The following is a 17,969-nucleotide window of genomic DNA, read 5'->3' as shown; positions in this document are numbered from 1 at the left end:
CGGCGGCGGACTGGCGCTGACCCGCTACGTCACCCGCCGGATCGACGGTGTCGCCACCACCGCCGACGCGGTCGCCGCCGGCGATCTGGCGCGGCGCGTGGTCGTCGCGGAACGCCACGGCGATGCGTTCGACCGGCTGGGGGCGCGGGTCAACGCGATGCTCGACCGGATCGAGCGGCTGATGGGCGAACTGCGCATCGTCACCGACAGCGTCGCGCACGATCTGCGCTCCCCCATCGCCCGGCTGCGCGCGCGGGCGGAGGCGGCGCTGGCCGCCGACGATCCCACACAGCGCGACGCCGCGCTGGCCGGGCTGGTCACCGAAACCGATATCGTCACCCGGATGCTGGCGGTGCTGCTGGAGATCAGCCGGTCGGAAGTCGCCACGCGCAGCGGATTCGCCGACGCCGCGCCCGCCGAACTGCTCACCGCGCTGGCCGAACTCTACGAGCCGCTGGCGGAGGAGGACGGCGCGGCGTTGACGCTGGCGATCGACGCCGACGTGCCGGCGATGCCGCTGCACCGCGAACTGCTGTCGCAGGCGCTGGCCAATCTGGTCGACAACGCGCTGCGCCATGGCGGGGAGGGGGCGCCGATCGTGCTGCGGCTGGCAGCGTCGGGCGACGAGGTGCGTTTCCAGGTCGAGGATCGCGGCCCCGGCATTCCCGCCGATCAGCAGGCGGAGGCGCGGCGCCGGTTCGGCCGGCTCGATCCCGCGCGCAGCAAGCCAGGGGCGGGGCTGGGGCTGGCGCTGGTCGAGGCGGTGGCGCGGCTGCACGGCGGGCGACTCGACCTGGCCAACAATGCGCCGGGGCTGATCGCCGCGATCGTGCTGCCGGTGCGCGGCGCATGAGTCTGGCAAAACAGGGTAAACCGGCGGGGGTCAGGGTTTCAGGTTGACAACTCGGGTTGACAGGGGCCGAGCGCGCGCCTACCTGACGCCTCTCCGAAACACCGGTTGCCCGGCGGCGCTTGTCTGCGCGCGCCGGAATTTCGCGTTTCGGAAAAGCAACGCGATGAGATGGGGCCGGCCAGCCATGCAGGCCCCGTGGAGCTGGGAGAAGCTATTTTATGGCACGTATTGCGGGCGTCAACATCCCGACCAACAAGCGCGTCGTTATCGCGCTTCAGTATATCCACGGCATCGGCCAGGCCAAAGCCAAGGAAATCACCACGAAGCTGGACATCGCGCCTGAGCGCCGTGTGCAGGACCTGACCGATCAGGAAGTCCTCCAGATCCGCGAAGCGATCGACGCCGGTTACAAGGTGGAAGGCGATCTTCGCCGCGAAACCTCGATGAACATCAAGCGTCTGATGGACCTGGCCTGCTATCGCGGCCTGCGTCATCGCAAGGGCCTGCCGGTCCGCGGCCAGCGCACGCATACCAATGCGCGCACCCGCAAGGGCAAGGCGAAGCCGATCGCGGGCAAGAAGAAGTAAGCGCGGGGCGCTTATTTCTCCGCCGGAGGCGGGTTCGAGGTGGATAGCCTCCCGGCCTCCGCACCAGAATACAGGGTCAGGAATTCCAAATGGCACGTGAACCGCAGCGTATTCGCCGTCGCGAACGCAAGAACATCACCGCCGGTGTTGCCCATGTCAACGCCAGCTTCAACAACACCATGATCACCATCACCGATGCGCAGGGCAATGCGATCAGCTGGTCGTCGGCCGGCATGATGGGCTTCAAGGGCTCGCGCAAGTCGACCCCCTACGCGGCGCAGGTCGCCGCCGAGGACGCCGGCAAGAAGGCCGCCGAACACGGCGTCCGCACGCTCGAGGTCGAGGTCAAGGGCCCCGGCTCGGGCCGCGAATCGGCGCTGCGCGCGTTGCAGGCGGTCGGCTTCCAGATCACGTCGATCCGTGACGTGACGTCGATCCCGCACAACGGCGTGCGTCCGTCGAAGCGCCGGCGCGTCTAACTATCCGTCTCGTCGGCGCGCGGTTGATCGCGCTGCGCCGATGATTCCTCACTGGCCGGAGCCTCTCCCAGCTCCCGCCCAAAACCAAGGGGAAGCCCGTGTCCGTCAACGCAAAGAATTGGCAGGAACTCAAGAAGCCGACCGGCCTCGAGAAGAAGTCGGGTGGTGACGGCAAGCGCAAGGCGACCTTCGTCGCCGAACCGCTCGAGCGCGGTTTCGGCCTGACGCTCGGCAATGCGCTGCGCCGGGTACTGCTGTCGTCGCTCCAGGGTGCCGCCGTCACCTCGATCAAGATCGAGAACGTGCTCCACGAATTCTCGTCGCTGGCGGGGGTCCGTGAGGACGTCACCGACATCGTCCTGAACGTGAAGCAGATCGCGCTGCGGATGCAGGGCGAAGGGCCGAAGCGGCTCCAGCTCGCCGCGACCGGCCCCGGCGCGGTAAAGGCCGGCGACATCGCCGTGTCTGGCGACATCGAGGTGATGAACCCCGATCTCGTCCTGTGCCACCTCGATGATGGCGCGACGCTCAACATGGAACTGACCGCCGACACCGGCAAGGGCTATGTCCCCGCCGGATCGAACCGGCCGGCCGACGCGCCGATCGGGCTGATCCCGGTCGACGCGCTCTACTCGCCGGTCCGTCAGGTCAGCTACAAGGTCGAGAACACCCGCGTCGGGCAGGAGCTTGACTACGACAAGCTCACGCTGACGATCGAGACCGACGGCACCGTCACGCCGGAGGACGCCGTGTCCTACGCCGGCCGCATCCTGCAGGACCAGCTCGCGCTGTTCGTCCACTTCGACGATTCGGCGTTGCCGCGTTCCGCGCCGGTCGGCGTCGCTGCGCCGACCGCGACGCAGGAAGTGTCGGGCGACACCGCGACGATCAACCGCTTCCTGCTCAAGAAGGTCGACGAGCTCGAACTGTCGGTGCGTTCGGCCAACTGCCTCAAGAACGACAACATCATCTACATCGGCGATCTGGTCCAGAAGACCGAGGCCGAGATGCTGCGCACGCCGAACTTCGGCCGCAAGTCCTTGAACGAGATCAAGGAAGTGCTGTCGAGCATGGGCCTGCGCCTCGGCATGGAAATCCCCGGCTGGCCGCCCGAGAACATCGAGGAAATGGCCAAGAAGCTGGAACAGGAAATCCTGGGCTGAGCCCGGCGTCCGGGGTTAGCGATGCTAATCCCGGATTGATCGCCGGGCCCGGCCGGCGGCGCCCGCGCCGTCCGACGACTCGGTTTTGCCGAGTCGGGCTTCCAAGGGAAAGTCTCCGCGCACGCGTGCGTCAGCGGTGACTTTCCTGTGACTTTTCGGGTTTCGGGTGGCGGCCCGGTTCCAAGCGCCACCGGGTCTGGGGTTCCGTAAGACGGCCCCTTAACGAACTGAAGGAAAAGAAAAATGCGTCATCGTGTCGGCGGCCGTAAGCTGCAGCGTACCTCGGCTCATCGTATCGCGCTGTTCCGCAACATGTCGGCCGCGCTGATCAAGCATGAGCAGATCACCACCACCGTCGCCAAGGCGAAGGAGCTTCGCCCCTATGTCGAGAAGCTGATCACGCTGGCGAAGAAGGGCGGCCTGTCGAACCGCCGTCTGGCGCACGCCCGCCTGCTCGACGATGCGCAGCTGACCAAGCTGTTCGACGTGCTGGCGGCGCGCTATGCCGATCGCAACGGTGGCTACACCCGCATCATCAAGGCCGGCATCCGCGCGTCGGACGCCTCGCCGATGGCGATCATCGAATTCGTCGACCGCGACGTGTCGGCCAAGGGCCAGGATTCCGGCCCCGTGCTGAACGACGACGATTTCGAGGACGCTGCGTAAGCGACTCACTGCCACCGTTCGTGCTCAGGGCGAACGGAGACGGGCCAGCCTCACCAATATTGGGGCTTGTGAAGGGGGTCGTGGCCGATAGGCTGCGACCTTCTTCTCGTTTCGGGGGAAATCCCATGCGCCGCGCGCTGTTGCTTGCCCTTCCGCTGTTGCTCTCCGTTCCCGCCGCTGCACAGGACGCCATGATCCACTATCCCGATACCCGCCGCGTCGATCAGGTCGACGAACAGTTCGGCGTCAAGGTCGCCGATCCCTATCGCTGGCTGGAAAACGATGTCCGCACCGATTCCGCGGTGCGCGATTGGGTGACCGCGGAAAACAAGGTGACCGACGCGTATCTGGCGACGCTGCCCGGCCGCGACGCGTTCCGCACGCGGATGAAGGCGCTCTACGATTACGAACGGTTCGGCGTGCCGGTGAAGAAGGGCGGTCACTATTTCTACGCCCGCAATTCCGGGTTGCAGAATCAGGCGGCGCTCTACGTCCGTGACAGCGTGCAGGGCGAAGGGCGGCTGCTGATCGATCCGAACGGCTGGGCAAAGGACGGCGCCACCGCGCTGGGCGAATGGGTGCCGTCGGAGGATGGCGGCAAGGTCGCCTATACCGTGCAGGACGGCGGCACCGACTGGCGTACGCTCAAGCTGCTCGACGTCGCCACCGGCCAGCCGCTGGCCGATACGATCGAATGGGTGAAATTCTCGAACATCGCCTGGGCAAAGGACGGTTCGGGCGTCTATTATTCGCGCTTCGCCGCCCCGGCGGAAGGCGCCAAGTTCCAGGCGCTGAACGAGAACCAGCAAGTCTATTTCCACGCGATCGGCACGCCGCAGTCGGCTGACCGGCTGATCTACGCGACGCCCGACCACCCCCGATACGGCCACAGCGCGCAGGTCAGCGACGACGGCAAGTGGCTGATCATCACCACCACCGAAGGCACCGACGATCGCTATCAGGTGACGGTGATCGACCTGACCGCACCGACGCCCGCGCCGCGCACGATCTTCAAGGGGCTGGAGAACAACTGGAGCTATGTCGGCAATGTCGGGCCGAATTTCTATTGGGTGACCAACAAGGACGCGCCGCGCCTGCGCGTCGTCTCCACCAACCTGTTCGCGCGATCGGCGGTCCCGCCGATCCATGAGGTGGTGCCGCAGGATCAGGCGGTGCTCGACGGCGCGTCGATGATCGGCGGCAAGCTGGTGCTGTCGTACCTGGTCGACGTGAAGACCGAGGTGCGGATCCACGATCTCGACGGCAAGCGTGAGGGCGTGGTGCCGCTGCCCGGCATCGGCACCGCCAGCGGCTTCTGGGGCGATCCGGACGATGCGGAGACGTTCTTCGCCTTCACCAGCTTCGCCACGCCGACCACCATCTACCGCTACGATGTGAAGACCGCGCAGGCATCGGTCTGGGCGGCGCCAAAGGTCGCGTTCGACCCGGCCGACTATCAGGTCGACCAGCAATTCTACACGTCGAAGGACGGCACCCGCGTGCCGCTGTTCATCGTCCGCAGGAAGGGCGCGTTGCCGGTGGGCGGCGCGCCGACGATCCTCTACGGCTACGGCGGGTTCAACATCTCGATGACCCCGGCCTTTTCCGCGACGCGGCTGGCGTGGCTGGAACAGGGCGGGGTGTTCGCGGTCGCCAACCTGCGCGGCGGCGGCGAATACGGCAAGGCCTGGCACGACGCCGGGCGGCTGCTCAACAAGCAGAATGTGTTCGACGACATGATCGCGGCGGGCGAGTATCTGGTCACGCATGGCGTCACGTCCAGGGACAAGCTGGCGGTGCAGGGTGGGTCGAACGGCGGGCTGCTGGTCGGCGCGGTGGTCAACCAGCGGCCGGATCTGTTCGCGGCGGCGCTGCCGCAGGTCGGGGTGATGGACATGCTGCGCTTCGACCGCTTCACCGCCGGGCGCTATTGGGTCGACGATTACGGCTATCCGTCGAAGGAAGCCGATTTCCGCGCGCTCTATGCCTATTCGCCCTACCACAACATCCGCGCCGGCGCGGGCTATCCGGCGATCTTGGTGACCACGGCGGATACTGACGACCGTGTGGTGCCCGGCCACAGCTTCAAATACGCCGCCGCGCTGCAAGCCGCCGACATCGGGCCAAAGCCGCACCTGATCCGCATCGAGACGCGCGCTGGCCACGGATCGGGCAAGCCGACCGACAAGATCATCGAGGAGGCGGCGGACATGTGGGCGTTCGCGGCGAAATGGACCGGGCTGGAGGTCAAGCCGATTCCCTGACGCATCCGAAACGTTCAGCCCCGTGACAGCCGGGCGGAGTCAGGGTGCGTGCACCATCAGGACGGGACGACGGACATGCGGATGATTCAGGGGTTGGGTGCGACGGCGGCGGCGCTGGCGATGGTCGGCATGGCGGTGCCGGCCGATGCGTCGGGCCAGCGGCGCGGGAACGGTCACGGGCCAAATCAGGGCCGCGGCCATCGCGGCGGCGACCGGATCGATGGCGGCGATCTGCTGCTCGGCGCGCTGCTGGCGGGCGGGGTGATCGCGATCGCCTCTGCCGCCGGCAAGAAATCGCGCAATGATGCCCGATATGCCGAAGACGCCGGCCCGCCGCCGTCCGACGCCGACGCCGGCGCCGATCATCTCGACGATGCGATGCCGGCGCCCCCGCCCGGCAATGGCCCGGCGCTGGCGGAGAGCGACGCCGCCGATGCCTGTGCCGAAGCGGCCGAATCGCGTGCGTCGGAATATGCCCGCGTCGCGCGTGTCTCCGACATCGGATCGGTCGATCCGGCGGGCAACGGCGGTTGGTACGTCCAGGGGACGATCGAGCTGCGCGACGGCTATCGCGACACCGCGCCGCGCCACGAACGCTTCCGCTGCTCGGTCGGCGGCTCGGGCGTGCCGAGCGTCAGGATCGACAACGCCCCCGACGCGCCGCCGCCGCTCAACTAGCGAAAGCTGGCCTCGTCCGCCCACAACAGGACGTTCTGTTCGTCGTGCACCCCCTCGATGCGCAGCGCGCTGCCGGCGGGCGGGCGCACCGGGCAGTCGAACGGGTAGAACAGCGTCGCCCAGCTTGAGCTGGGACCGGGGCCGGGGCGGGTCTCATACACCGTCTCGGCGTCGAGCTGGAACCGCATCCATTGCACCACGCCGCTGACCCGCCCGCCGTCGGCGATGCAGTCGGTCCACGCGCGCAGCGGCCCCCACGGCCCGCCGGTGGTGAAGTCGAAATGGAACAGCTCCTTCGCCGGGCTGCGCAGCCGCAGGTCGGGATCGTCGGTCTTGACCAGTTGCGGCCGTTCGGCGAGCGCGTGGAACAGCGACACGTCGAACCCGGCGACGTCGTAGAGGAATTCGCGCTCGGGCAGCGGCAGGTCGGCCAGCGCGACCAGGATCTGCCCCGATTCGGGCACCATGCGGCCGCCGGGCTTCAGCAGCCGCCGCACCGCGTCGTTCATCACCGGCAACGCCGCTTCCGCCAGCAGATCGTTGGAGATGATCTCCGACACCAGCACGTCGACCGGCGCGCCGCCCAGATCGACGGCGAGGTCCAGGTCGGTCGATTTCTTGGCGATCACCGTCACTCGGTCGGCCAGCCCGTTGGCGGCGACGATCGCGCGTGCCGCCTCCGCCACCGCCGGGTTCATCTCGCAGCTGTAGACGTGGCCCGCCCCGGCGCGCGCCGCCATCATCGCCAGCAGCCCGGTGCCCGATCCGATGTCCAGCACGGTGCAGCCGGGCGTCACCGCGCGCCGGATCGCGGCGTCATAGGCGGTGTTGCGGCGGTGATCGGCGATGATGCGGAAGTGCCATGACGGCACCGCCGCGGCGAACGGCTCATGCGTCAGGATCGCGATTTCGGGATCGTGCGGCGCCAATGCCCGCGCGCGGCGCGCGATCGGATAGGCGTCGCCCTCACGCCCCATCGTCCGGGCGAGGCGGGAGAGGGTGGTCAATTCGCGGGGGTCGTCGCCGGCCCGCTGCACCATCTGGTCGAAATCGGCGGGCGTGTCGGCCCGGATCGTCGTTTCTTCGTTCATCCCCTGCCGTGGCAGTCCACGGCGACGGGCGCAAGCGGCGTGCTTTACACGAGCGCCCCGCCTGCCTAACCGCCCGTCATGGACACCCGACCCGATTCCATCCTGATCATCGACTTCGGCAGCCAGGTCACCCAGCTGATCGCCCGCCGCGTGCGCGAGGCGGGGGTGTACAGCGAGATCGCCCCGTTCAACGCCGCACAGGCCGCGTTCGACCGGATGGCGCCAAAGGGCATCATCCTGTCGGGCAGCCCGGCCTCGGTGCTCGACGACGGCAGCCCGCGCATTCCGCAGCCGATCCTCGACGCCGGCCTGCCGATGCTCGGCATCTGCTATGGCCAGCAGGTGCTGATGCAGCAGCTGGGCGGCGAGGTGACGCTGGGCGACAGCGGCGAGTTCGGCCGCGCCTTCATCGACATCGCCGACGGCTGCGCGCTGTTCAACGGATTGTGGGCGGAGGGCGAGACGCATCAGGTGTGGATGAGCCACGGCGACAAGGTCACCGCGCTCGCCCCCGGCTTCCGTCCGGTCGCGCACAGCCCCGGCGCGCCGTTCGCGGTGATCGCCGACGACGCGCGCCGCATCTACGCGATGCAGTTCCACCCGGAGGTGGTCCACACGCCGGACGGCGGCAAGCTGATCGCCAATTTCGCCCGCCACGTCTGCGGCCTCTCCGGCGACTGGACGATGGCCGAGTTCCGCCAGACCAAGATCGCCGAGATCCGCGAACAGGTCGGCAAGGGCCGGGTGATCTGCGGCCTATCGGGCGGGGTCGATTCGGCGGTGGCGGCGGTGCTGATCCATGAAGCGATCGGCGATCAGCTCACCTGCGTGTTCGTCGACCACGGACTGATGCGCAGCGGTGAGGCCGAACAGGTCGTCAGCCTGTTCCGCAACAGCTACAACATCCCGCTGGTGCATGTGGACGCCGAGACGCTGTTCCTGGGCGGGCTGGCCGGGGTCACCGATCCCGAGGCGAAGCGCAAGTTCATCGGCAAGACCTTCATCGACGTGTTCGAGGCCGAGGCGAAGAAGATCGGCGGCGCCGAGTTTCTCGCACAGGGCACGCTCTATCCCGACGTGATCGAAAGCGTCAGCTTCACCGGCGGTCCGTCGGTGACGATCAAGAGCCACCACAATGTCGGCGGCCTGCCCGACCGGATGAACATGAAGCTGGTCGAGCCGCTGCGCGAATTGTTCAAGGACGAGGTCCGCGATCTGGGCCGCGAACTGGGCCTGCCCGACGCCTTCGTCGGCCGCCATCCGTTCCCGGGACCGGGGCTGGCGATCCGCATTCCGGGCGAGGTGACCAAGGAACGCTGCGACATCCTGCGCAAGGCCGACGCGATCTACCTCGAGGAGATCCGCAGCGCCGGGCTGTACGACGCGATCTGGCAGGCGTTTGCGGTGCTGCTGCCGGTGCGCAGCGTCGGCGTGATGGGCGACGGGCGGACCTATGACAGCGTGCTGGCGCTGCGTGCGGTGACCTCGACCGACGGGATGACCGCCGACGCCTTCCACTTCTCGGGCGACTTCCTGTCGCGCGTGGCGACGCGGATCGTCAACGAGGTCAAGGGCGTCAACCGCGTGACCTACGACTATACCTCGAAACCGCCCGGCACGATCGAATGGGAATGATCGCGGCCCGCCGGGTGACCCGGCGGCTGCCTAGAGATCCTTGCCGTACACCTGGTAGAGCTTGTTGATCGAGCAATTGATCGTCTCGGCGATCGATCGCATTCCCTGGTTGTCGTCGAGGATCCAGCCGATCTCTCCGCGCGTCGCGCCATAGCGGGTGATCGAGGCGCGGCGGATATATTCGATCATCATGAAGGCGAGCTGGCTCGCCATGCGTGATGCCTGGAGCTCCTTGACCACGCCCATCAACGGCACGCGCATCGTGCGGACGCGCGGGCGGCGCAGCCACAGCAGCAGCTTCGCCCAGCCGAAGGGGAAGAGATTGCCCTTCAGCGGCGCGATCGCCTCATTCAGGTCGGGCAGGGTGATCATGAACGCGACCGGGCGCCCGTCCAGCTCGGCGATGCGGATCAGGTCGTTGAACACGATCGGCTTCAGCTTGACGCCGACGTCCTTGATCTCGGGCGGGGTCAGCGGGACGAAGCCCCAATTGTCCGACCAGGCATCGTTGAGGATCGCCAGGATGATCGCTGCCTCCTCCTCGAACCTCGACTTGTCGACCTCGCGGATGCGGATGCGCTCGTTGCGTTCGCCCGACTTGATGATGCGCTGGACGATCGGGGGGAAGTCCTGCGTGATATCAAGATCATAGGTGATGAGCTGCTTGACCGGATCATAGCCGGCACCCTCGATCCAGCCGCGATATTCGGGTTTGGCGTGGCCCATCATCACCGTCGGCGGATGATCATATCCCTCGATCAGCAGCCCCGGTTCCTCCCACACCGACATCGAGATCGGCCCAAGCGCGCGGCGCATCCCCTGATCCCGCAGCCATTGTTCGGCGTGGGCGATCAGCGCCGCGCCCGTCGCCTGATCTTCCGCATCGAACAGGCCCCACTGGCCGACGCCGGGGCCGAAGCCCTGCGCCGCCGGCTGTTCGAGCGCGAGCGTGTCGATATGCGCCGAAATGCGCCCGACCACGCGCCCGTCGCGTTCGGCGAGAAACAATTGCGCCTTGGCATGGCTGAACCAGCCGTTCTTTTCGGGAGTGATCAGCCCCAGCGCCTCGGACTTGAGCGGGGGCACCCAATTGGGGTCGCCCGCGTACAGGCGGAACGGCAGATCGACGAAGAGCTTGCGGTCGGCCCTGGTGGTGACGGGCCGGATCGTCAGTTGGTTGGTCATGCCTGTCCCCCGTGTCAGCGCGCGTGGCGCCGTCCTAATCCGCGGGTGATTGACAGGGAAGGGGGGCAAATGATGGGCAGCTTTCCCCTGTTACCGCCCACATGCTGCCACTATCTATCGGCAATGCCTTCCTCGATGAACGCTACCCTTGCCTTCGACCGGCGCCAGGCGGCGCCGACGGACGATGTCGCCGCCGGGGCGCCGCCGTCACGGATTCCCGACGACAAGACGCTGCTGCGCACCGCCGCCGAGCTGTCGCGCGATCTGCACGCGGCGCGGCCGGCGATCTACTGGATCGATCTGCTGGCGTCGGTGACGGTGGGCTATGGCGCGCTGGCGGCGGCGATCCTGCTGCCGTTCGGCGTTCCCGCCGCGCTGGCCTTTGCCGTGGCGGTGCTGGCGCTGTATCGCGCCGCCAGCTTCATCCACGAAGTCAGCCACATGAAGCACGCCGCGCTGCCGGGGTTCCGGCTGGTGTGGAACCTGCTCGCCGGCATTCCGCTGATGGCGCCGTCGTTCATGTATGAGGGGGTCCACAACCTTCACCATACGCGCACCCGCTATGGCACGATCGAGGACCCCGAATATCTGCCGCTGGCGCTGATGAAGCCGTGGAGCGTGCCGGCGTTCGTGCTGGTCTCCGCGCTGGCGCCGATCGGGTTCCTGCTGCGCTGGGGCGTGCTGACGCCGCTGTCGCTGCTCAGCCCGCGCCTGCGCCGGGTGGTGGTCGCGCGCTATTCGGCGCTGGCGATCAACCCGCGCTTCCAGCGCCGCGCGCCCGAGGGCGCCGCGCGCAGCCTGTGGCATATGCTGGAAGCGGCGGCGAGCCTGTGGGTGATCGGACTGGTCGCCGCGACCGTCACCGGCGTGCTGCCGCTCAAGGCGTTCCTGGTCTATCTGGCGACGATCTCGGTGGTGATGGTGATCAACCAGGTCCGCACGCTGGTGGCGCACCTGTGGGAGAATGAGGGGGAGGCGATGACCGTCACCGCCCAGTATCTCGATTCGGTCAACGTGCCGCCGCCGGGCCTGCTGCCGTTCCTGTGGGCGCCGGTCGGCCTGCGCTATCACGCGCTGCACCATCTGTTGCCGGGGCTGCCCTATCACGCGCTGGGCGAGGCGCATCGCCGGCTGTCGGCGGCGCTCGATGTCGAGTCGCCCTATCACAAGGCCAATTATCGCGGACTGCCCGGACTGCTCGACCGGCTGGTGCGTTCGACCTTCGCCGCAAGGTAGGATCGGTTCGCGCGGAGGCGCGGAGGCGCGGAGACGCGAAGGTGTCGCGCGCGCCGCCCCGTCCCGCGTCAGCGAGACCATAGGCATTCTCGCCCGATGAAGGCCCTAGCCGTGGCCCCACATAAGCTATCTCCGCGCCTCCGCGCCTCCGCGCGAACCAATTCTTCTTCGCGTCTTCGCGGCTTCGCGTGAATCCCATTCCCCTGTCGTCCGCCGATCGCGCGCGAAAGGCGCCGTCGGTGAAGCGCGACAGATTCCGGCGCTATTCCTCGGTCCGGACCAGCACCGCTTCGCCGACCAGCAGGAACAGCAGGAACGGCGCCCAGGCGGCGAGGAAGGGCGGGTAGGCGCCCAGATTGCCCATCGCCAGCGCGAAATTGTCGGCGACGAAATAGGCGAAGCCCAGCGCCATGCCGATCACCGCGCGGACGAACAGCTTGCCCGACCGCGCCAGCCCGAACGCCGCCACCGCGCCGAGCAGCGGCATCAGCACCGCCGACAGCGGCCCCGACAATTTGTGCCACAGCGCGCCCTCCAGCGCCTTGGTCGGCCGGCCGGCGCGGCGCAAGTCGCTGATCGCGGTGGACAGCGCGCCGAACGACAGGCCGTCGGCATCGACGCTCGCCAGCGTGAACTGGTCCGGCCGCACGCCGTCGCCGACGTGCAGGCTGCCGAGCGGCGTGATCGTGCCCTCCGCGACGTCGAACCGGCTGGCATTCTCGATCCGCCAGCCCTTGCCGTCGCGGCGGCCGCTGTCGGCGGAGATGATCGTCTTGAGCGAGCCGCCGTTGCGCTGATAGGCCGTGATGCCGGTCAGTCGCACCGCATCACCCTTGCCGCGCACCTGCTGGACGTGGATCAGGTCGTTTTCGGTGCGTACCCACACGTTGACCCGGTCGCCGCTGGCGGCGGGCACCGGGCCATATTCCACCTTCTGCCATTGATCGAGCGCGGCCGAGGCGCGGCTGACGACGCTGTCGTTGAACGCGAACGACACCGCCGCCACCCCCAGGCTGGCGACGATCAGCGGCGCCAGCACCTGGTGCGCGGACAGGCCGCCTGCCTTGAGCGCGATCACCTCGCTGTTCTGGTTGAGCGTCGACAGCGCGATGATCGTGCCCAGCAGCACCGAAAACGGCAGGAACTGCGCGATGATCTCGGGCACGCGCAGGCTGACGTAGCGCCAGATCTGCGCCTCGCCATTGCCGGCATGGGCCAGGATGCGGCCCGATTCGGACAGCAGGTCGAGCGCCTGGAGCACCAGCACCAGCGCCAGCAGCACCGCCAGCGTCCGGGTCAGGAACATCCGCCCCAGATACAGCGTCACGGTGCGCGACGGAAAGAAGCCGGGGCCGCTCATTCGGCGATCTTCGGTCGGCGGCGGCCGGGCAGGCGGCGCTTGATCGCGGAGGTGATCTTGGCGAAGCCGCGCTCCAGTACGCCGATCGGCTGGCCGCCGGGGACATAGGCGACGGTGTAATACATCCACCCGACCAGCGCGGCGAAGATCACGAACGGCCCCCACAGCGCGATGATGGGGTCGACCCGGCCCAGCCCGCCGATCGCCTCCCCATATTCGTTGATCTTGTGATAGCTGACGATGATCACGATCGACAGGAACACGCCCAGCGCCGATGTGGAGCGTTTCGAGGGCACACCCAGCGCGACCGCCAGCATCGGCAGCAGGAACATCGTCGCGACCTCTACCAGCCGGAAGTGGAAGGCGGCGCGGCTGGTGTCGCGCAATTCCTCCGGCGCGCGGGTATCGCCGCCGATCCGCGCCAGTTCGGGCAGCGTCAGCTCCAGATTGCGGCCGCCGCGGGTGCGGAAACTGCCATATTTGGGCAGCGCGATCGGGATGGAGTGCGAGCTGAACGTCAGCACGCGCGGGACCGGCGAATCCTTGGTATATTGCACCAGCGTGCCGTTGGTCAGGCGGAACACGATCGTGTCCATGTCCTCTGTCCGCAGGAACTGGCCCTTTTCCGCCGACACCGCATAGGAATTGCCGTCGCGCAGCCGGCCGTGGACGAAGATGCCGGTCAGCTCGCGGCCGTTGTCGTGGCTTTCCTCGATCCGCACGGTGATGTTGCCGGGGAAGTTGGTGAACTCACCCACCTTGATCGACGCGCCCAGCGCGCCCGAACGCAGCTCGAAGCGCAGCCCTTCATAAGTGTAGCGCGAATGCGGCTGGACATAGCCGACGATCGCCAGGTTCACGATCGCCAGGCCGAAGGCGTACATGTACGGCACGCGCAGCAGGCGGGTGTAGCTCAACCCCACGGCGCGCAGCGCGTCCAGCTCCGACGATGTCGCCAGCCGCCGGAACGCCAGCAGCACGCCGAGCAGCAGCCCGATCGGGATGCCGAGGCCGAGATATTCGGGCAGCAGGTTGGCGAGCATCTTCCACACCACGCTCACCGGCCCGCCTTCGGTCGCGACGAAGTTGAGCAGCAGCCGGATGCGGTCGAGCACCAGCAGCATCGCCGCGATCAGCAGATTCGCGAACAGCGGCACCGCGATCAGCCGCGCGAGATAGCGATCGATCGAGGTCATGCGGCGGGTCTGGAATGGCTTTCGGCGATGGTGGTCGGACCGGCTATAGTGACGGGTTGGGGGGACGCCAATGGCCCTCTCGCGAATCCTTGGGTTCTGGCCCTTGCTAACCGGCGGCGGCGATCGGGCCGGGCGCGTTGCTCCGCCCCGCCATCACCCCGTCGATCGCGGCCGCCAGCCCCGCTATGGTGAACGGCTTGCGCAGCACGGGATGGTCGCCGAACCCTTCGGCCTCATGCGCGTCGCCGCCATAGCCGGTGACGAACAACGCCGCGACATCGGGCAACGAGGCGCTCAGTTCCGCGATCAGCTCGGGGCCGGTCTTGCCCGGCATCAGTACGTCCGAAATGACCAGGTCGAGCGCTGGCATCGATGCGGCGACGGTGGTGGCGGCCATCGAATCGGCGCACGGCACGGCGCGGTGGCCCAGTTCGCGCAGCAGGCCGACCGTCGCGGCCAGCACCCGCCGGTCGTCCTCGACCACCAATATGTCGAACGTCCGGGCCGCTGGCGAAAGACCGGGGGTGACAGTGGCCCCGGCGGGGAGCGGGGTGTCGTCCGCGGTCGCCGCCGCGATGTGGCGCGGCAGGTAGATGGTCACCACCGTGCCACGGCCCGGCGTCGACGCGATGCCGACCTCGCCCTGCGATTGCCGGGCAAAGCCGAACACCTGGCTCAGCCCCAGCCCGGTGCCCTTGCCGACCGGCTTGGTGGTAAAGAACGGCTCGAACACGCGTTCCAGCACCTCGGGCGTCATGCCGCAGCCGCTGTCGCCGATCGCGATGGCGGCATAGTCGCCGGCGGCGCAGTGGCCGATCGCGTTGTCGTCCAGCGTCACGCTGCCGGTGGCGATGGTCAACCGGCCGCGCCCGTCCATCGCGTCACGCGCGTTGACCGCGAGGTTGAGGATGGCATTCTCGAACCCGTCGCGATCGACCCACACGTGCCAGCTCGGCTGCACGCCGGTGGCATCGACGCTGATCGCGTCACCCAGCGTGCGGTCGAGCAGGTCCGACATCCCGCGCAACAGCGCCCCGGGATCGACCGATTGGGGCAGCAACGGTTCGGCGCGGGCGAAGGCGAGCAGGCGGCGGGTCAGCGCCGACGCGCGGTTCGCCCCCTCCGCCGCGCTGTCGAGGTGGCGCAGCACCTCGTCGCGGCTATCGCCTACCCGTCGCCGCGCCAGTTCGATACCGCCCAGAACCACCGCGAGCATATTGTTGAAATCATGGGCGATCCCGCCGGTCAGCTGGCCGACCGCTTCCAGCTTCTGCATCTGGCGCAGCTTGGCCTCGGCCGCCTCGCGTTCGCGCGATTCGGCGTGGAGTTCGTCGGTCGCCACCGCCACCGCCGCTTCCAGCTCGCCCGCGCGCAGCCGCTCGGCCTCGGCCTCGGCGGCCGCGCGGATGCGGTCGTTGGAGGCGCGGACCGCCAGCCAGCCGGACGCGATGGTCGCCAGCACCAGCAGCCCGCCGAAGGCGGCGAACACCTTCGCCGCCCGGTTCGACCATTCGATCTTGGCGTTGGCGGCGGCGGTGCGGGTGTCGAGCAGGTTGCGCTCGGTGGCGGTGAAGCCGTCGAGCAGGGTGTCGATGCGTTGCAGCGCGGCGGCATCGCGCGCCTGGTAATAGCGGGCCAGCGCCTGGTCGTTCTTGCGATACTGGGTGGACAGCGCGATCAGCGACAGTTCCTCGCCCCGCTCGCGATAGGCCTGGCGCAACGCGAACACGCGGCCTTGCTGCGTCGGATTGTCGTTGGTGATGCTGTCCAGCCGGTCGATCTGGTTGCCGGCCTGTTGCCATTGCTCGGAAAACCGCTGTCCCAGCGACTTGTCGGCGCTGATGACGAAGCGGCCCAATGTCGCTTCCGCCCGCGCCATCGTGTCCGACAGGCGGCGCGTGAGGATCATCACCTCATAGCTGTGCGACTGCGCGCTCAGCGCCTGATCGCGGGCGCGGTTGGCGTTGTTGAGCGTGACGATCAGCGCGATCATCACGCCCGCGCTCAATACCGCGACGACCAGCATGATGATCGCGCGCCAATAGGCGTGAAGTGGCCCTGCGTCCACGGATGCGCCCCGCTCGCTCATCCCGCGCCCATCCTACATGCCGCGACGGCGCCGGCCAAGCGGACGGATTCGACTCAGCCGATCACGCCCACGGCCTGGCCCGCCGCGCGGAACATTTCCAGGATCGTCTCGACCTGTTCGGCGCTGTGTTCCGCGCACAGCGAACAGCGCAGCAGGTACGTGCCGGCCGGGGTGGCGGGGGGCCGCGCCATGTTGACGTACAGCCCGCCGTCGAGCAGCGCCTGCCAGATCCGCACCGCCTGTTCCTGATCCTTGAGCATCACCGCGATGATCGCCGATTGCGGCGTCTCGGTGCCCAGCGTGAAGCCCATCTCGCGCAGCCCGGTGTGCAGGCGGCGCGAATTCTCCCACAGGTGCGCGCGCTTGTTGCCGGCGTGCATCAGCTTGCGGATCGACGTCGCGGCGGTGGCGACCACCGACGGCGGCAGCGACGCGGTGAACACATAGGGGCGGCACACCAGCCGCAGCACCTCGAATTTCGGGTGGTTGGAGACGCAGAAGCCGCCGACCGTGCCGACCGATTTTGAAAAGGTGCCGACGACGAAGTCGATATCGTCCGAACAGCCCAGCTCCTCGTACACGCCGCGACCGTTGGCGCCGAAGAAACCCATGCCGTGCGCTTCGTCGCACAGGATCATCGCGCCATGCTTCTTTGCTACCGCGACCATCTCCGGCAGCGGGGCGATATCGCCGAGCATCGAATAGACACCTTCCAGCACCACCAGCTTGCCGGCGTCGGCGGGCAGGCGGCCGAGCCGCTTGTCGAGGTCCTCGACCGAATTGTGGCGGAAGCGGACGACCTCCGCATTGCCCAGCGCGCAGCCGTCGTAGATCGAGGCATGGCTGTCGGCGTCGAGGATGATGTACTCGCCCTTGCCCGCCAGCGTCGAGATCATGCCGAGGTTGGCCTGATAGCCGGTCGAGAAGACCATGGCGTGGCGGGTGCCGTAGAATTCCTTCAGAGCCTCCTCGCAATCGCGGTGCGGCTCATAGGTGCCGTTGAGCACCCGGCTGCCGGTGGTGCCCGATCCGAACGCGTCGAGCGCGTCCTTGCCCGCCTGCACCACATCGGGATCGAAGGTCATCCCCATGTAGTTGTAGGTGCCGAGCAGGATGGTTTCCTTGCCCTTGATCACGGCGAGGGTGGGCGATTTCACCTCGTCCATCACGATCGCGAACGGATCGCGCACGCCGGTGGCGAGCAGCGCCTCGCGCTCGGCGATCAGCGGGTCGAATTTGGAGAACAGGTCGCGTTCGGGGGCAGTGTCGGTCATGCTATTCTGGTTCCCAACCGATCGTGTCGAGCGAAGCGAGGATGGATGCGCCGGAGCCTCGGCTTCGCTCGGCGGGCTCCCTCGACTGCGCTCGGGGCGAACGGCGTCTATTGGTCCTTCAACTTCGCCACCGCATCGACCAGCTGGCCGACCGTCTCGATCTCGGCCTGCATGTTCATGGTGATGATGATGTCGAACTCGTCCTCGATCGCA

General features: G+C 67.8%; 15 protein-coding genes and 1 pseudogene. 9 read left to right on the top strand and 7 right to left on the bottom strand.

The window, feature by feature from the left end:
* From VNR91_RS09160 to VNR91_RS09130, 7 genes are all read left to right on the top strand, one after another.
* On the top strand, nt 1-853 hold an 853-nt coding region (locus VNR91_RS09160), incomplete at its 5' end, for a sensor histidine kinase (protein WP_325490459.1).
* 218 nt (nt 854-1,071) lie between these two features.
* The gene (rpsM, locus tag VNR91_RS09155) at nt 1,072-1,440 is read left to right on the top strand and encodes a 30S ribosomal protein S13 (protein ID WP_325490458.1); all 369 of its coding nucleotides are present in this window, start codon (nt 1,072-1,074) and stop codon (nt 1,438-1,440) included.
* Between the two features lie 89 nt (nt 1,441-1,529).
* Nucleotides 1,530-1,919 (top strand): 30S ribosomal protein S11, encoded by a 390-nt coding sequence (gene rpsK / locus VNR91_RS09150; protein ID WP_007405180.1) that lies wholly within the window; start codon nt 1,530-1,532, stop codon nt 1,917-1,919.
* A gap of 98 nt (nt 1,920-2,017) precedes the next feature.
* Nucleotides 2,018-3,082 carry a DNA-directed RNA polymerase subunit alpha gene (locus tag VNR91_RS09145; RefSeq protein ID WP_325490457.1) on the top strand — a complete coding sequence of 355 codons (1,065 nt, stop codon included), beginning with the start codon at nt 2,018-2,020 and terminating at the stop codon, nt 3,080-3,082.
* A 243-nt stretch (nt 3,083-3,325) separates the two neighbouring features.
* The gene (gene rplQ / locus VNR91_RS09140) at nt 3,326-3,748 is read left to right on the top strand and encodes a 50S ribosomal protein L17 (protein WP_325490456.1); all 423 of its coding nucleotides are present in this window, start codon (nt 3,326-3,328) and stop codon (nt 3,746-3,748) included.
* A 125-nt stretch (nt 3,749-3,873) separates the two neighbouring features.
* Nucleotides 3,874-6,012, top strand: a complete 2,139-nt coding sequence (locus tag VNR91_RS09135) for a prolyl oligopeptidase family serine peptidase (protein WP_325490455.1) — start codon at nt 3,874-3,876, stop codon at nt 6,010-6,012.
* Nucleotides 6,013-6,093: 81 nt separating this feature from the next.
* Nucleotides 6,094-6,690, top strand: coding sequence for a hypothetical protein (locus VNR91_RS09130; protein ID WP_325490454.1), 597 nt, complete (start codon nt 6,094-6,096; stop codon nt 6,688-6,690).
* On the opposite strand, the gene VNR91_RS09125 is transcribed toward VNR91_RS09130, so the two are convergent.
* Complete coding sequence (locus VNR91_RS09125) at nt 6,687-7,781, bottom strand: methyltransferase domain-containing protein (RefSeq protein WP_325490453.1); 1,095 nt, start codon at nt 7,779-7,781, stop codon at nt 6,687-6,689. The two genes, VNR91_RS09130 and VNR91_RS09125, sit on opposite strands and share 4 nt — an antisense overlap.
* A 78-nt stretch (nt 7,782-7,859) precedes the next feature.
* Between VNR91_RS09125 and guaA the strand changes: the two genes are divergently transcribed.
* A complete protein-coding gene (gene guaA, locus VNR91_RS09120; protein WP_325490452.1) occupies nt 7,860-9,416 on the top strand; it encodes a glutamine-hydrolyzing GMP synthase in 1,557 nt (518 codons plus the stop codon).
* A 30-nt stretch (nt 9,417-9,446) separates the two neighbouring features.
* Here guaA and VNR91_RS09115 read toward each other — a convergent pair whose 3' ends face one another.
* Nucleotides 9,447-10,601, bottom strand: coding sequence for an N-acetyltransferase (locus VNR91_RS09115; RefSeq protein WP_325490451.1), 1,155 nt, complete (start codon nt 10,599-10,601; stop codon nt 9,447-9,449).
* Nucleotides 10,602-10,736: 135 nt separating this feature from the next.
* Between VNR91_RS09115 and VNR91_RS09110 the strand changes: the two genes are divergently transcribed.
* On the top strand, nt 10,737-11,837 hold the full coding sequence (locus VNR91_RS09110; protein WP_325490450.1) for a fatty acid desaturase: 1,101 nt from the start codon (nt 10,737-10,739) through the stop codon (nt 11,835-11,837).
* A gap of 262 nt (nt 11,838-12,099) precedes the next feature.
* Here the strand turns inward: VNR91_RS09110 and lptG are convergent, their stop codons facing one another.
* The 5 genes and pseudogenes from lptG to VNR91_RS09085 form a co-directional block, all read right to left on the bottom strand.
* A complete protein-coding gene (gene lptG, locus VNR91_RS09105; protein WP_325490449.1) occupies nt 12,100-13,197 on the bottom strand; it encodes an LPS export ABC transporter permease LptG in 1,098 nt (365 codons plus the stop codon).
* The gene (locus VNR91_RS09100) at nt 13,194-14,393 is read right to left on the bottom strand and encodes an LptF/LptG family permease (RefSeq protein ID WP_325490448.1); all 1,200 of its coding nucleotides are present in this window, start codon (nt 14,391-14,393) and stop codon (nt 13,194-13,196) included. The genes lptG and VNR91_RS09100 overlap by 4 nt, the downstream gene beginning before the upstream one ends.
* A gap of 106 nt (nt 14,394-14,499) precedes the next feature.
* A complete protein-coding gene (locus VNR91_RS09095) occupies nt 14,500-16,461 on the bottom strand; it encodes an ATP-binding protein (RefSeq protein WP_325490447.1) in 1,962 nt (653 codons plus the stop codon).
* Between the two features lie 74 nt (nt 16,462-16,535).
* Nucleotides 16,536-17,756, bottom strand: a complete 1,221-nt coding sequence (spt, locus tag VNR91_RS09090; protein ID WP_325490446.1) for a serine palmitoyltransferase — start codon at nt 17,754-17,756, stop codon at nt 16,536-16,538.
* 107 nt (nt 17,757-17,863) lie between these two features.
* A pseudogene (locus VNR91_RS09085) lies at nt 17,864-17,969 on the bottom strand (acyl carrier protein); the annotation flags it as partial.

It is taken from the genome of Sphingomonas sp. (assembly GCF_035555815.1).
Taxonomy (GTDB): Bacteria; Pseudomonadota; Alphaproteobacteria; order Sphingomonadales; family Sphingomonadaceae; genus Sphingomonas.
Note: the sequence above shows the minus strand (reverse complement) of the source record. Positions and strands in the feature narration are given on the sequence as shown.

Bases quoted from the DNA above. Each gene is read 5' to 3' on its own strand.
- rpsM (WP_325490458.1), top strand. From the start codon at position 1,072: ATGGCACGTATTGCGGGCGTCAACATCCCGACCAACAAGCGCGTCGTT.
- rpsK (WP_007405180.1), top strand. From the start codon at position 1,530: ATGGCACGTGAACCGCAGCGTATTCGCCGTCGCGAACGCAAGAACATC.
- rplQ (WP_325490456.1), top strand. From the start codon at position 3,326: ATGCGTCATCGTGTCGGCGGCCGTAAGCTGCAGCGTACCTCGGCTCAT.
- VNR91_RS09135 (WP_325490455.1), top strand. From the start codon at position 3,874: ATGCGCCGCGCGCTGTTGCTTGCCCTTCCGCTGTTGCTCTCCGTTCCC.
- VNR91_RS09130 (WP_325490454.1), top strand. From the start codon at position 6,094: ATGATTCAGGGGTTGGGTGCGACGGCGGCGGCGCTGGCGATGGTCGGC.
- VNR91_RS09125 (WP_325490453.1), bottom strand. From the start codon at position 7,781: ATGAACGAAGAAACGACGATCCGGGCCGACACGCCCGCCGATTTCGAC.
- guaA (WP_325490452.1), top strand. From the start codon at position 7,860: ATGGACACCCGACCCGATTCCATCCTGATCATCGACTTCGGCAGCCAG.
- VNR91_RS09115 (WP_325490451.1), bottom strand. From the start codon at position 10,601: ATGACCAACCAACTGACGATCCGGCCCGTCACCACCAGGGCCGACCGC.
- VNR91_RS09110 (WP_325490450.1), top strand. From the start codon at position 10,737: ATGAACGCTACCCTTGCCTTCGACCGGCGCCAGGCGGCGCCGACGGAC.
- lptG (WP_325490449.1), bottom strand. From the start codon at position 13,197: ATGAGCGGCCCCGGCTTCTTTCCGTCGCGCACCGTGACGCTGTATCTG.
- VNR91_RS09100 (WP_325490448.1), bottom strand. From the start codon at position 14,393: ATGACCTCGATCGATCGCTATCTCGCGCGGCTGATCGCGGTGCCGCTG.
- spt (WP_325490446.1), bottom strand. From the start codon at position 17,756: ATGACCGACACTGCCCCCGAACGCGACCTGTTCTCCAAATTCGACCCG.